Genomic DNA, 14,032 nt, shown 5'->3' with positions numbered 1-14,032 from the left:
GGCGTCGGCCTACAACGGCGGCAGCTTCGGCAGCGCGCCGTCCGTCCTCAGGCCCCCGCCGTCGCGCCGCCCGGCGAGCCAGCCCAGCAGGTCGGCGGGCGTCCCCCCGATCGTCACCGGTGCGCCCTCGGCGCCGCCGCCCGTGGTCCAGGTCGGGCCGTCCATGGCGGACAGGCCGGTCGGCGGCACATCCGGGTGCCCGGTGAAGCGCCGGGCCAGGAAGTCGATCTCGCGCTCGGTGAACTCCGCCGGAAGATCCTCCAGCTCGTATCCGATCCCGAGGTCGACGTGGTGCAGCTCCACCTCGGCCCACCGGCGGAAGGGCATCCGGGACGCGGAGTCGGTGACCCCGTTGCGCAGCTCGACGGTGCGCGACCAGTCCGCCGGCGCGTCCCCGGCGGCCTGGAACCGGGCCGCGCTCTCGCGCAGGTCGGCGAGCTGGACGTCGAGAGGGCGCGGGGCGCCGCGCTCGATGTCGGCGTCGCGTGACTCGGCGCTCGGGTACATGGGCCGGCCCCCGAGAACGTTCACGAGCGCGTCGGCGTTGCGGGCGAGGTGGGCGAGGACGTGCCCGCGGCTCCAGCCCGGAAGCCGTGACGGCTCGGCGAGCGACGCGTTGTCCAGTTCGGCGACCGCGTCGAGGAGTCGTTCGGTCGCGGCACGTACACATGCCAGGTCATGGGCGTGATCAGTCATGCGCCCGACCCTAGCTCCGCCACACCTTCGGGTGAAGGTGGTGAAGGCCGTCCGCAAATCGAAAGAACGTGCTATATCGTCGATGGCGGCGTCGGGCATGCTGGATGGCCGGGGGTTGTTATGCAACCGGGCAATCCGACCGGCGTTGTCAGTGGCTCCCCCTAGTCTGAAGAAGCACGGGGGCCCCGCCCCTGTCACTTCTCTCAAGAAAGGTGCGGACCGGCGTGGCCGACCGTCTCATCGTCCGTGGCGCGCGCGAGCACAACCTCAAGAATGTCTCGCTCGACCTGCCTCGTGACTCGCTCATCGTCTTCACGGGCCTGTCCGGGTCGGGCAAGTCCTCCCTGGCCTTCGACACGATCTTCGCGGAGGGCCAGCGCCGCTACGTGGAGTCGCTCTCCTCGTACGCCCGGCAGTTCCTGGGTCAGATGGACAAGCCGGACGTGGACTTCATCGAGGGCCTCTCCCCGGCGGTCTCCATCGACCAGAAGTCGACCTCGCGCAACCCGCGCTCGACGGTCGGCACCATCACCGAGGTCTACGACTACCTGCGTCTGCTCTTCGCCCGTATCGGCAAGCCGCACTGCCCCGAGTGCGGCCGCCCGATCTCGCGCCAGTCGCCGCAGGCCATCGTGGACAAGGTCCTGGAGCTGCCGGAGGGGAGCCGCTTCCAGGTGCTCTCGCCGCTCGTGCGCGAGCGCAAGGGCGAGTTCGTCGACCTCTTCGCCGACCTCCAGACCAAGGGCTACTCCCGCGCGCGCGTGGACGGCCAGACGATCCAGCTCTCCGACCCGCCGACGCTGAAGAAGCAGGAGAAGCACACCATCGAGGTGGTCGTGGACCGCCTCACGGTCAAGGACTCCGCCAAGCGCCGGCTCACCGACTCCGTGGAGACCGCCCTCGGCCTGTCCGCCGGCATGGTCGTGCTCGACTTCGTCGACCTCCCCGAGGACGACCCCGAGCGCGAGCGCATGTACTCGGAGCACCTGTACTGCCCGTACGACGACCTGTCCTTCGAGGAACTGGAGCCCCGCTCCTTCTCCTTCAACTCGCCCTTCGGCGCCTGCCCCGAGTGCACCGGCATCGGCACGCGCATGGAGGTCGACCCCGAGCTGCTCGTCCCGGACCCGGACAAGACCCTGGACGAGGGCGCCATCCACCCCTGGTCGCACGGGCACACCAAGGACTACTTCGGCCGCCTCATCGGTGCCCTCGCCGCCGCGCTCGGCTTCCGTACGGACATCCCCTTCGCGGGCCTGCCCCAGCGCGCGAAGAAGGCCCTGCTCTACGGCCACAAGACCCAGATCGAGGTGCGGTACCGCAACCGGTACGGTCGCGAGCGCGTCTACACCACGCCGTTCGAGGGCGCCGTGCCCTTCGTCAAGCGCCGGCACAGCGAGGCCGAGAGCGACGCCAGCCGCGAGCGCTTCGAGGGCTACATGCGCGAGGTGCCCTGCCCCTCCTGCGAGGGCACGCGCCTGAAGCCGATCGTCCTGGCGGTCACGATCATGGACAAGTCCATCGCGGAGGTCTCCGCGATGTCGATCAGTGACTGCGCCGACTTCCTGGGCGAGCTGAAGCTCAACGCCCGCGACAAGAAGATCGCCGAGCGCGTGCTGAAGGAGGTCAACGAGCGACTGCGCTTCCTGGTTGACGTCGGCCTGGACTACCTCTCGCTCAACCGCGCCGCCGGCACCCTTTCCGGCGGTGAGGCCCAGCGCATCCGGTTGGCCACCCAGATCGGCTCCGGCCTCGTCGGCGTGCTCTACGTCCTCGACGAGCCGTCCATCGGCCTGCACCAGCGGGACAACCACCGGCTGATCGAGACCCTCGTCCGACTGCGTGACATGGGCAACACGCTCATCGTCGTGGAGCATGACGAGGACACCATCAAGGTCGCCGACTGGGTCGTGGACATCGGCCCCGGCGCCGGTGAGCACGGCGGCAAGGTCGTGCACAGCGGCTCCCTGAAGGAGCTGCTCGCGAACACCGAGTCGCAGACCGGCGCGTACCTCTCGGGCCGCCGGTCGATCCCGCTGCCCGACGTCCGACGTCCGCACGACCCGTCCCGGCGGCTCACCGTGCACGGCGCCCGTGAGAACAACCTGCAGGACATCGACGTGTCCTTCCCGCTGGGCGTCTTCACGGCCGTCACGGGTGTCTCCGGCTCCGGCAAGTCGACGCTCGTCAACGACATCCTGTACACGCACCTGGCCCGCGAACTGAACGGCGCGCGCAACGTCCCCGGACGGCACACGCGCGTGGACGGCGACGACCTGGTCGACAAGGTCGTGCACGTCGACCAGTCGCCGATCGGCCGCACCCCGCGGTCCAACCCGGCGACGTACACGGGTGTCTTCGACCACATCCGCAAGCTGTTCGCCGAGACCACCGAGGCGAAGGTCCGTGGCTACCAGCCCGGCCGCTTCTCCTTCAACGTCAAGGGCGGCCGCTGCGAGAACTGCGCCGGCGACGGCACGATCAAGATCGAGATGAACTTCCTCCCGGACGTGTACGTCCCGTGCGAGGTCTGCCACGGCGCCCGGTACAACCGGGAGACGCTGGAGGTCCACTACAAGGGCAAGTCCATCGCCGACGTGCTGAACATGCCGATCGAGGAGGCCACCGACTTCTTCGAGGCGGTCCCGGCGATCTCCCGGCACCTCAGGACATTGAAGGACGTCGGCCTCGGCTACGTCCGCCTCGGCCAGTCCGCCACGACCCTCTCCGGCGGTGAGGCCCAGCGCGTCAAGCTGGCCAGCGAGCTGCAGAAGCGGTCCACCGGACGCACGGTCTACGTCCTGGACGAGCCGACCACGGGTCTGCACTTCGAGGACATCAGCAAGCTGCTGAAGGTCCTCGGCGGTCTGGTCGACAAGGGCAACACGGTCATCGTCATCGAGCACAACCTCGACGTGATCAAGACCGCCGACTGGGTCGTGGACATGGGACCCGAGGGCGGTGCCGGCGGTGGTCTCGTGGTCGCCGAGGGGACACCGGAGGAGGTCGCCGGGGTCCCGGCCAGCCACACCGGAAAGTTCCTGCGCGAGATCCTCGGTGCCGACCGCATCAGCGACGCGGAACCGGTGAAGGCGTCACGCGGTACGACGGTCAAGAAGACGGCGGCGGCCAAGTCGGCGGCGAAGAAGACGGTCACGGCCAAGGCCAACAGCACCGCGACCGAGAAGGCCGCCGGTGCCACGAAGAAGGCCGCTCCGGCGAAGAAGACGACACGGACCCGCAAGTCCTGAAGCGAGCGTCAACTGAGGCCGGGTCACTGGCCTGTCGAGCCCAAAAAAAGATCGGCGCCCCGTGGGAACCTCCCGCGGGGCACCGATCGTTCATCCATCAGCCAGCCCGGCTCCGCGGTCCGAGAGTTCCCCGCCCACCGCGGTCCCGGCCGCACCTTGTCAACAGCACAGGGAAGACAAGACCGTTCACCACTCACCGAGTTCGGCCGCATAGGGCGGTTCCGCTCCCGCCCGCGAGCAGGTGATCGCCGCAGCCCGTGCCGCGAAGCGCAGCAGCCGCGTCCAGCCCTTTGTCCCGAGGGAGGCGAGCGCTTCGGCAGACAACGCGTCCTGGGTCGAAAGCCCGTGCAGCAAGGCCGCGTTCACCGTGTCACCGGCGCCGATGGTGTCCACCACGGCGACCTTCTCACCCGGCACGGAGTGCTCCCCGCCGTCCCGGGTGAACACGGTCAGACCGTCCCCGCCCCGTGTCACGACGACCGCCGACGGTCCCGAGGCCAGCCACTCGCGCGGCGTGCCGCCCAGCCACGCCGCGTCCTCCGCGGACAGCTTCAGCAGCGTCACCGAGGGCAGCCAGCTCTTGAAACGCGCACGGTAGGCGTCCGCGTCCGGGATCAGTCCCGCCCGGACGTTGGGGTCGAGCGCGGTGAACAGCCCCTGCCCGGCCGCCGCGCGCATCAGCTCCTCATAGGCGCTCGCGCCCGGTTCCAGGACGAGCGAGCACGTGCCGAACGAGACCGCGCGCGTGCCGGCGGGCAGCGCGGTGGGCGCGGCGAACAGACGGTCGGCGGTGCCGTCGACATAGAAGGAGTAGGTGGCGGAGCCATCGGCGTCGAGCGTGGCCACCGCGAGCGTCGTCGGCTCCGGCCCCCGCCGGACGCCCGACACCTCGACCCCCGCCGCTCGCAGCCCGTCCAACAGGGCCTCGCCGAAGGCGTCCCGCGAGGTCCGCGAACAGAAAGCGGTGCGGGAGCCGAGCCGGCCGAGCGCCACGGCGGTGTTGTACGGGCCACCGCCGAGTGCCGGCTTCAGGTCCGCGAGGGCGCCCGGGCCCTGCGGCACCAGGTCGATCAGTGCCTCACCGGCGACGACGATCACGAGATGGTCCCCTTCTCGGACAGCGTGGATGGTGTGGACGGTCCGCCGTGCTCCGTGCTCCCGGCCTCGCCGGGTCGCTCGGGGCAGCCGCAGGACGTGCGGTGCACGAACGCGCACGGCAGCCGCACCGTCCGGGTCGGCCGCCCGGGCTCGCCCAGCCGGTCCAGCAGGACCCGGACGGCCTGGGCACCCAGCTCCCTGCTGGGCTGGGCGACGGCGGTGAGCCGGGGTGAGAACAGGTCGGCCCAGGCGAAGTCGTCGAAGCAGCACAGGGCGATGTCGTCCGGGACGGACAGACCGAGCCGGCGCAGGGCGCGCAGGGCGCCGATGGTCATCGCGTTGTTGCCGGTGACCAGGGCCGTGGGCGGATCGGGCAGCGCGAGCAGGGCGGTGGTGGCCTGCTCGGCACCGGCGGACTCGGAATCGCCGGATGCGAGGAGCCGCTCGTCGTGCGCCAGCCCGGCAGCGGTGAGGCCGGCCCGGTACCCGGCGACGCGCTCCTCGGTGGTGCTGAGGCCCGGCAGACCCGCGACCATGCCGATCCGCCGGTGACCCAGGCCCGCGAGATGGCTGACGAGGCGGGCGGTCGGTCCGGCGCTCTCGGCACAGACCTGGTCGCACCACGGCGTGCCCCCGCCAGGGGCGGCGCCCTCCGCGGCAGTGGCCGGCACGCCGTCCAGCATGCGCGCGTCGATCACCCGGTCCAGGAACACGGTGGGGACGGCATGGCGGCGCAGGTAGCCGACGAGCTGCCGCGGATGGGCGGAGGGGGCGACGATCATGCCGTCCACCCGCCGCTCGTGGAGGAGCCGGGCGACCTCGCGTTCGTGCCCAGGGTCGTCATGCGGGTCGGCGATGAGCAGGCTGTACCCCGCTTCCAGCGCGGCGGCCTCGACACCCTGGAGGATCTCGGTGAAGTAGGGATTGCTGATCGCCGCCACGGCGAGCCCGATGGAGCGGGTGCGGGAGGTCACCAGGGAGCGGGCGAGGGTGTTGGGCGTGTAGCCGAGGGTGTCGATGGCGTCCAGCACGGCCTGGCGGGTGCGGGGGAGCACCGGGCGCGTGCCGTTGAGGACGTGGGAGACGGTCGCCACCGAGACACCGGCGCTGCGAGCGACGTCCGCCATGGTGGCCATCGCGTTCCCCTCCCTGAGCCGACGAGCCTGGCAGTACTCGGATCTCCGCGGGGTGCGGTCGCCCCCTCCGGCCCGGAACGTATCCCATCGGCCACCCCCGCGTAAACGCTTGCGCAAGCGTTTACGTCCTGGCCCCGGCTGCTCCGCCCTCGCCCCGGCCGCCGCTGTCCACCGCGCAGGCGTGCCCACCTGCGCGCTTTCCGATCCGAACACGCCCTGACGGCCCGCCCCGCTCGCCACTCCAAGCACGCCACCCGACGGCCCGCCCCGACGGCCCGCCCCGACGGCCCGTCTACGAGACGCCACCACCACCCACCGCACCCGGCTGCCTCGCCCGCCCCACAAGCGGCCCCTCACCCGCACCCTCGCCCCTCAGGCCACCCCAGTCGGCTCGGCCGCTCGTGGGTCCGCATCTCGTGGTCACCGTCACCGCAGCCGCCCCCCGCCGAAGGACCGGCCCTTCTGCCCGGGTATGGTCGCCCTGCACAGACCTTGACCAGTGGAGTCCCCGATGCCCGCCCGCTCGTCCGCGAGTCGTCGTACCGTCCTTCGAGGGGCCGCCGTGGCCCCGGTCGCCGGGCTCGGCCTGGCCGCGTGCTCCGGGTCGGGCGGTGACCCGGCGTCGGCCGCCCCCACGGCGCCTGTCGACCTCGGTGCCGAGACCGAGGTCGCGAAGGGCGGCGCCAAGCTCTACCGGGATCACAACATGGTCGTCAGCCGGGACAAGAACGGCGTGCTGAAGGCGTACAGCACGATCTGCACGCACGCGGGGTGCCCCATCAACAAACTCCAGGAGACGACTCTGATCTGCCCCTGCCACGGCAGCGAGTTCGACGCAACGACGGGCAAGGTGGTCCAGCAGCCGGCCACCGAGCCCCTCCCCGAGGTACCGGTGAAGACCTCCAACGGCAGGATCGTGGCCGGCCCGAGCGCCTGACCGCTCAACCGGCAGGCGGCGACGGGCGGTTCACTCCCAGTCCCACGCGACGCCGACGATGCCCGGCCGGATCCGCTGCTCGACGACGTGGACGCAGTGATGGGGTCCGGTGACCGGGAGTTCCTGTCGACCGCTGCGCAGAGCCGCGGCCGAGGGCTGGGCGAAGCGGTGGCAGCGTGCGGGAAGCGCGGCCGTGTCGAAGCGCACCTGCAGTGCGTACTGGCCGCCGGGGGAGCGGAACCGGTGGAGGTATTCACGGCAGGCTCCGGCCGTGCCGTCCTCGATGCCGTACCGGAAGAGGAACGTCTCCCCGGCCCGCAGCCGGGTGCCGAAGAGCAGTTCGGCCACCAGCAGGCCGGTGTCCTGGTCCCAGCGGACGCGTCCCGTACGGCAGTTCTCCAGGGCGCGCACCCTGATGTCCTGCGGGTGGCAGCCGGGGTCGCCGTGGTGCACGGCGAGGAAGCGGTCGACGCCGTCGCGGTGGGCCCGCACGATGTGGTGCGCCTCGCGGGCCGCCAGTTCGCGCCGGGCGCCGATCTGGACGTACTCGTGGTGGCCGAGGGTGTGCAGTCCGCCGTCGGGGGCGTGGCCGAGGCCCGCCCGGAGCCGGTCCAGGACGTCCGATGCCTCGATCAGGGAGCGGTAGGAGCGGGCCCCGGGACGGCCGCCCACCGTGCGCTCCCGGGCGTCGGCCAGCAGCCGGATCAGCGACTCGTCCGGCAGTTGGAGGATCTCCTCCAGCGCCCGCACGGCCCGCAGGGACTCGGGACGCTGCGGACGGCGGGCACCCTGCTGCCAGTAACTCAGGCTGGTCACGCCGACTTTGACCCCGTGACGGGACAGATGGTGCTGGACGCGCTGCAGCGGCAGGCCGCGTGCGGCGATCGCGGCGCGCAGCGCCACATGGAAGGGGCCGCCCCGCAGGACCGTGTCCAGTTCCGTGGCGGGGAGGTCAGCGTGCTCGGTGGCATGCCGCATGCCGAGGCGCCTTTCTATGAGGTGTCGCTACGGCTGGTCGGGCCGTCTGCGCTGGTGTGCGGGACCACCCCCGTGGGCGCTGTGGACGCCCGTGACTGCGCACGCCGTATCCCGTTGTGCGGCGTGCCCGGCCCCGAGTTCCCCCGCATTGAAGCGTGTTGACCAAGCCCCGACAACACCTGGAACCCGCCATGACCCCGGCCGGCCGGACCGCGGCGCGCCGCCGGAGCCGCCCGCGCGGACACCGCGATCGGCGTCCGCTGCCGGACAGGGAACGGGCGCGCGACGGCGGACCTGGGCGTTCGCCGGCGGCGACACCGCCGTGCCGTCCCAGGGGGCGGTCGCCGGACCGCTGTCGCGGATCGCCGATGGGCGTCCGGAGAACCGGTGCACCGGCAGGAGCGGGGCCCCGGCTGGGCGCGGGGAGCGGAGCGGCGGCTTCATGGACGGGGGCCTGTGACAGGTATCCCGACGGGGGCGCCGTGCGGCGCGACGGGAGACCGCGGCTCGTCCGGCGCATGAGCGAGGACCGGTGCGCCGCGGGCGGGCGCCGGACGGTGCGGGGACGGCTGAGCGGCGCGTGCCGGGGCGTTGTCCACAGGCTCGACGCGGTGTCGGTGCTCGACAGTAGGGTGTGAGACATGGCCGACCCCTCCAGCTACCGCCCCAGGCCGGGTGAGATCCCGGACTCCCCGGGGGTGTACAGGTTCCGTGACGAGCACCGCCGGGTGATCTACGTCGGAAAGGCGAAAAGCCTGCGTCAGCGCCTGGCGAACTACTTCCAGGACCTGGCGAACCTGCACCCGCGCACCCGGACCATGGTGACCACCGCCGCGTCCGTGGAGTGGACCGTGGTGTCCACGGAGGTCGAGGCGCTCCAGCTGGAGTACTCCTGGATCAAGGAGTACGACCCCCGGTTCAACGTCAAGTACCGCGACGACAAGAGCTACCCCTACCTCGCGGTGACGATGAACGAGGAGTTCCCGCGCGTGCAGGTGATGCGCGGTCACAAGAAGAAGGGCGTGCGGTACTTCGGGCCGTACGCGCACGCGTGGGCCATCCGCGACACCGTCGACCTGCTGCTGCGGGTCTTCCCGGTGCGCACCTGCTCGGCCGGCGTGTTCAAGAACGCCGCCCGCACCGGCCGGCCCTGCCTGCTCGGCTACATCGGCAAGTGCTCGGCCCCCTGCGTCGGCCGGATCACCCCCGAGGACCACCGGGAGCTGGCCGAGGAGTTCTGCGACTTCATGGCGGGCCGCACCGGCACCTATCTGCGCCGCCTGGAGAAACAGATGATGGCGGCGGCCGAGGAGATGGAGTACGAGCGGGCCGCCCGGCTGCGCGACGACATCGAGGCCCTGAAGAAGGCCATGGAGAAGAACGCGGTCGTGCTCGCCGACGCGACCGACGCCGACCTCGTCGCCGTGGCCGAGGACGAGCTGGAGGCAGCCGTCCAGATCTTCCATGTGCGCGGCGGCCGGGTACGCGGACAGCGCGGCTGGGTGACCGACAAGGTCGAGGACGTCACCACGGGAGCCCTGGTCGAGCACGCGCTCCAGCAGCTGTACGGCGAGGAGACCGGGGACGCGGTGCCCAAGGAGGTCCTGGTCCCGGCGCTGCCCGAACCGGTCGGACCGGTGCAGGAGTGGCTGAGCGGCCGTCGCGGCTCCAACGTGTCGCTGCGCATCCCGCAGCGCGGCGACAAGAAGGCGCTGATGGAGACAGTGCAGCGCAACGCCCAGCAGGCCCTCGCGCTGCACAAGACCAAGCGCGCCTCGGACCTGACCACGCGCTCGCGTGCCCTGGAGGAGATCGCCGAGGCCCTCGACCTGGACAGCGCCCCGCTCAGGATCGAGTGCTACGACATCTCGCACCTCCAGGGCGACGACGTGGTCGCCTCCATGGTCGTCTTCGAGGACGGCCTCCAGCGCAAGAGCGAGTACCGCCGCTTCCAGATCAAGGGCTTCGCGGGACAGGACGACGTCCGCTCCATGCACGAGGTGATCAGCCGCCGCTTCCGGCGCTACCTCGCCGAGAAGGAGAAGACGGGGGAGTGGACCGACGGCGAGGACGCGACCGCCGGCGCCTGCGTCCTCACCGGCGCCGAGGAGATCACCGACTCGCTCAAGGACGACGACGGCCGTCCCAGGAAGTTCGCCTACCCGCCGCAGCTCGTCGTCGTGGACGGCGGTCAGCCGCAGGTCGCGGCGGCCCGGCGGGCCCTGGACGAGCTGGGGATCGACGACATCGCCGTCTGCGGCCTCGCCAAGCGCCTGGAGGAGGTCTGGGTGCCCGGCGAGGACGACCCCGTGGTCCTGCCGCGCACCAGTGAGGGTCTCTATCTGCTCCAGCGCGTGCGCGACGAGGCCCACCGCTTCGCGATCACCTACCAGCGCACCAGGCGGGCCAAGCGCTTCCGTGCGGGGCCCCTGGACGACGTCCCCGGCCTCGGCGAGACCCGCAAACAGGCGCTCATCAAGCATTTCGGCTCGGTGAAGAGGCTTCGGTCCGCCACAATCGAGCAGATCCAGGAGGTGCCCGGGATAGGCCGGAAGACGGCCGAGACGATCGCCGCGGCCCTCGCCCAGGCGGCCCCGGCCGCACCCGCCGTGAACACGGCGACCGGAGAGATCATTGAAGACGAGGAGCCCGATGCGGCGGGCGGTTCCTCGGGGGAGCCCGCCATCGCGGGTCTCCCTGACGAACGACGGGGGCAGGAGACATGACCGAGCACGACGCACAGGCCGCGGCCGAGCGAGATCCGGCGCACCGGGAAGCGGGCCAGGACCGGCCCCAGCCCGCGGCGGGCGATCAGCACGCGGCGCAGGAAAACGGAGCACAGGTGAGTACGGACGTCACGGCGGCCGCGGCCCCCGAAGCGGCCATTCCCGAGCTGGTGATCATCTCCGGCATGTCCGGAGCGGGCCGGTCGACGGCCGCGAAGTGTCTGGAGGACCTCGGCTGGTTCGTCGTGGACAACCTCCCGCCCGCCCTCATCCCCACCATGGTGGAGCTGGGCGCCCGCTCGCAGGGCAACGTGGCGCGGATCGCGGTCGTCGTGGACGTGCGCGGCCGGCGCTTCTTCGACAACCTGCGCGAGTCCCTCGCGGATCTGGACACCCGGGGCGTCACCCGGCGGATCGTCTTCCTGGAGTCCTCCGACGAGGCCCTGGTGCGCCGCTTCGAGTCGGTGCGCCGTCCGCACCCCCTCCAGGGCGACGGCCGCATCGTGGACGGCATCGCCGCCGAGCGCGAGCTGCTGCGCGAGCTGCGCGGTGACGCCGACCTGGTGATCGACACCTCCAGCCTCAACGTGCACGAGCTGCGCGCCAAGATGGACGCCCAGTTCGCAGGCGAGGAGGAGCCCGAGCTGCGGGCGACCGTGATGTCCTTCGGGTTCAAGTACGGCCTGCCGGTCGACGCCGACCTGGTGGCGGACATGCGGTTCCTGCCCAACCCGCACTGGGTCCCGGAGCTGCGCCCGTACTCCGGCCTCAACGAGGAGGTCGCCGCCTACGTCTTCAACCAGCCCGGCGCCAAGGAGTTCCTCGACCGGTACGCCGAGCTGCTGCGCCTCATCGCGGCCGGCTACCGGCGCGAGGGCAAGCGGTACGTGACGATCGCCATCGGCTGTACCGGCGGCAAGCACCGCTCGGTGGCGATGTCGGAGAAGCTCGCCGCGCGTCTCGCGGCCGAGGGCGTGGAGACGGTGGTCGTACACCGGGACATGGGACGGGAATGACGGAACGTACACCGCGGCTGAGCAGGCTGCGCCGGATGGTGCCCGAGTCGCGCGCCGGCCGCCCGGCCGAGCCCCGCGGCGGCCGGCCCCGCCGCCGGGGCACTCAGCCCAAGGTCGTCGCCCTCGGCGGCGGCATGGGCCTGTCCGCCTCGCTCGCCGCACTGCGCCGGATCACCGGCGACCTCACCGCCGTCGTCACCGTGGCCGACGACGGCGGCTCCAGCGGCCGGCTCCGCGACGAGCTGGGCGTGCTCCCGCCCGGCGATCTGCGCAAGGCGCTGGCGGCGCTCTGCGGTGACGACGACTGGGGCCAGACCTGGGCCCGGGTCATCCAGCACCGCTTCCAGTCCAAGGGCGACCTGCACGAGCACGCGGTCGGCAATCTGCTGATCGTCGCCCTGTGGGAGCAGCTCGGCGACCATGTGCAGGCCCTGGACCTGGTCGGCAAGCTGCTCGGCGCGCACGGACGGGTGCTGCCCATGTCCGCCGTGCCACTGGAGCTGCAGGCCCTGGTCAAGGGCCACGACCCGGAGCGTCCGGACGACGTCGACACCGTGCGCGGGCAGGCGACGGTCGCGCTCACGCCCGGAGAGGTGCAGTCGGTGCACCTCGTGCCGAACGACCCGCCCGCCGTGCCCGAGGCCGTGGCGGCGGTCCAGGACGCCGACTGGGTGGTGCTCGGCCCCGGTTCCTGGTTCTCCTCGGTGATCCCGCACCTGCTCGTTCCCGAGCTGCTGGACGCCCTCACCGAGACCAAGGCGCGCAAGGTCCTCTCCTTGAACCTCGCCCCGCAGCCGGGAGAAACCGAGGGCTTCTCACCGCAGCGTCATTTGGAGGTTTTGGGGCGACACGCCCCTAAACTCGCCCTGGACGTGGTGCTGGCCGACGAGGCCGCCGTGCCCGACCGCGACTCGCTCACCGAGGCCGCCAAGCGGCTGGGAGCCGCGGTCGAGCTGGCGCCGGTGGCCCGGACCGACGGTTCTCCCCGGCACGACCCGGAGCTGTTGGCCGCCGCGTACGACCGTATTTTTCGGATGCATGGAAGGATCGGCCCATGGCGATGACGGCAGCGGTGAAGGACGAGATCTCCCGACTCCCCGTCACCCGGACCTGCTGCAGGAAGGCGGAGGTCTCCGCCATCCTGCGGTTCGCCGGCGGCCTCCACCTGGTGAGCGGGCGCATCGTGATCGAGGCGGAGCTGGACACCGCCATGGCGGCCCGCCGTCTCAAGCGGGACATCCTGGAGATCTTCGGCCACAGCTCCGAGCTGATCGTGATGGCGCCCGGCGGTCTGCGCCGCGGCTCGCGGTACGTCGTCCGCGTCGTCGCGGGCGGTGACCAGCTGGCCCGGCAGACCGGTCTCGTGGACGGCCGGGGCCGCCCGATCCGGGGTCTGCCCCCGCAGGTGGTCTCGGGGGCCACCTGTGACGCCGAGGCGGCCTGGCGCGGAGCCTTCCTGGCGCACGGCTCGCTGACCGAGCCGGGCCGTTCCTCCTCCCTGGAGGTGACCTGCCCGGGTCCGGAGGCCGCGCTCGCGCTGGTCGGCGCCGCCCGTCGGCTGTCCATCGCCGCGAAGGCCCGAGAGGTGCGGGGCGTGGACCGGGTGGTCGTCCGCGACGGCGACGCGATCGGCGCGCTGCTGACCCGGCTCGGCGCGCACGAGTCGGTGCTGGCCTGGGAGGAGCGCCGGATGCGCCGCGAGGTGCGGGCCACGGCCAACCGGCTCGCCAACTTCGACGACGCCAACCTGCGCCGTTCCGCGCGCGCGGCCGTGGCCGCCGGTGCCCGGGTGCAGCGGGCCCTGGAGATCCTCGGCGACGAGGTGCCCGAGCACCTCGCTGCCGCCGGGCGCCTGCGCATGGAGCACAAGCAGGCCTCCCTGGAGGAGCTGGGCGCGCTCGCCGACCCGCCGCTGACCAAGGACGCGGTCGCGGGCCGGATCCGCCGGCTGTTGGCGATGGCCGACAAGCGCGCCGCCGACCTGGGCATCCCGGGCACGGAGGCCAACCTCACCGAGGAACTGGCGGAGAACCTGGCCGGCTGACCCGCCCATGCGCACACGCCGGTGCCGGAGCCTGATCGGGGTTCCGGCACCGGCGTTCTCGTATCCGTCGAATCGTCGCGTACCGCGCCATGTGCGCGCCGGTCGCGAGCCACCGATCCGGGGTGAGGGCCGCCACGACCCTGGCGTGAG

The 14,032-nt window shown here is 71.9% G+C and carries 10 protein-coding genes; 6 read left to right on the top strand and 4 right to left on the bottom strand.

Annotated features, from left to right (window positions below; translation table 11 throughout):
• Positions 1 to 9 precede the first annotated feature (9 nt).
• Entirely contained in the window at positions 10 to 696 is a 687-nt protein-coding gene (locus tag ACZ60X_RS00805; RefSeq protein ID WP_469591890.1) for a maleylpyruvate isomerase family mycothiol-dependent enzyme, read from the bottom strand.
• 224 nt (positions 697 to 920) lie between these two features.
• On the opposite strand from ACZ60X_RS00805, the gene uvrA reads away from it, so the two are divergent.
• Entirely contained in the window at positions 921 to 3,947 is a 3,027-nt protein-coding gene (gene uvrA / locus ACZ60X_RS00800) for an excinuclease ABC subunit UvrA (protein ID WP_469591888.1), read from the top strand.
• 186 nt (positions 3,948 to 4,133) lie between these two features.
• Here uvrA and ACZ60X_RS00795 read toward each other — a convergent pair whose 3' ends face one another.
• A complete protein-coding gene (locus tag ACZ60X_RS00795) occupies positions 4,134 to 5,045 on the bottom strand; it encodes a carbohydrate kinase family protein (RefSeq protein WP_469591886.1) in 912 nt (303 codons plus the stop codon).
• Positions 5,042 to 6,181 (bottom strand): LacI family DNA-binding transcriptional regulator, encoded by a 1,140-nt coding sequence (locus ACZ60X_RS00790; RefSeq protein WP_469591884.1) that lies wholly within the window; start codon positions 6,179 to 6,181, stop codon positions 5,042 to 5,044. Before ACZ60X_RS00790 ends, ACZ60X_RS00795 begins: the two co-directional genes overlap by 4 nt.
• 511 nt (positions 6,182 to 6,692) lie before the next feature.
• Here ACZ60X_RS00790 and ACZ60X_RS00785 point away from each other — a divergent pair.
• The gene (locus ACZ60X_RS00785; protein ID WP_469591882.1) at positions 6,693 to 7,118 is read left to right on the top strand and encodes a Rieske (2Fe-2S) protein; all 426 of its coding nucleotides are present in this window, start codon (positions 6,693 to 6,695) and stop codon (positions 7,116 to 7,118) included.
• Between the two features lie 30 nt (positions 7,119 to 7,148).
• Here the strand turns inward: ACZ60X_RS00785 and ACZ60X_RS00780 are convergent, their stop codons facing one another.
• A complete protein-coding gene (locus ACZ60X_RS00780; RefSeq protein WP_469591880.1) occupies positions 7,149 to 8,096 on the bottom strand; it encodes a hypothetical protein in 948 nt (315 codons plus the stop codon).
• Positions 8,097 to 8,737: 641 nt separating this feature from the next.
• Here ACZ60X_RS00780 and uvrC point away from each other — a divergent pair.
• Genes uvrC through whiA form a run of 4 tightly spaced genes read left to right on the top strand, consistent with a single transcriptional unit; the run spans position 8,738 to position 13,882 of the window.
• The gene (gene uvrC, locus ACZ60X_RS00775; RefSeq protein ID WP_469591878.1) at positions 8,738 to 10,822 is read left to right on the top strand and encodes an excinuclease ABC subunit UvrC; all 2,085 of its coding nucleotides are present in this window, start codon (positions 8,738 to 8,740) and stop codon (positions 10,820 to 10,822) included.
• Positions 10,819 to 11,838 (top strand): RNase adapter RapZ, encoded by a 1,020-nt coding sequence (rapZ, locus tag ACZ60X_RS00770; RefSeq protein ID WP_469591876.1) that lies wholly within the window; start codon positions 10,819 to 10,821, stop codon positions 11,836 to 11,838. Before uvrC ends, rapZ begins: the two co-directional genes overlap by 4 nt.
• Positions 11,835 to 12,902, top strand: a complete 1,068-nt coding sequence (locus tag ACZ60X_RS00765) for a gluconeogenesis factor YvcK family protein (protein WP_469591874.1) — start codon at positions 11,835 to 11,837, stop codon at positions 12,900 to 12,902. The genes rapZ and ACZ60X_RS00765 overlap by 4 nt, the downstream gene beginning before the upstream one ends.
• Positions 12,893 to 13,882, top strand: a complete 990-nt coding sequence (gene whiA, locus ACZ60X_RS00760) for a DNA-binding protein WhiA (RefSeq protein ID WP_030605113.1) — start codon at positions 12,893 to 12,895, stop codon at positions 13,880 to 13,882. Before ACZ60X_RS00765 ends, whiA begins: the two co-directional genes overlap by 10 nt.
• The last annotated feature ends 150 nt before the right edge of the window (positions 13,883 to 14,032 follow it).

The organism is Streptomyces sp. NPDC104106 (assembly GCF_055584345.1).
Note: the sequence above shows the minus strand (reverse complement) of the source record. Positions and strands in the feature narration are given on the sequence as shown.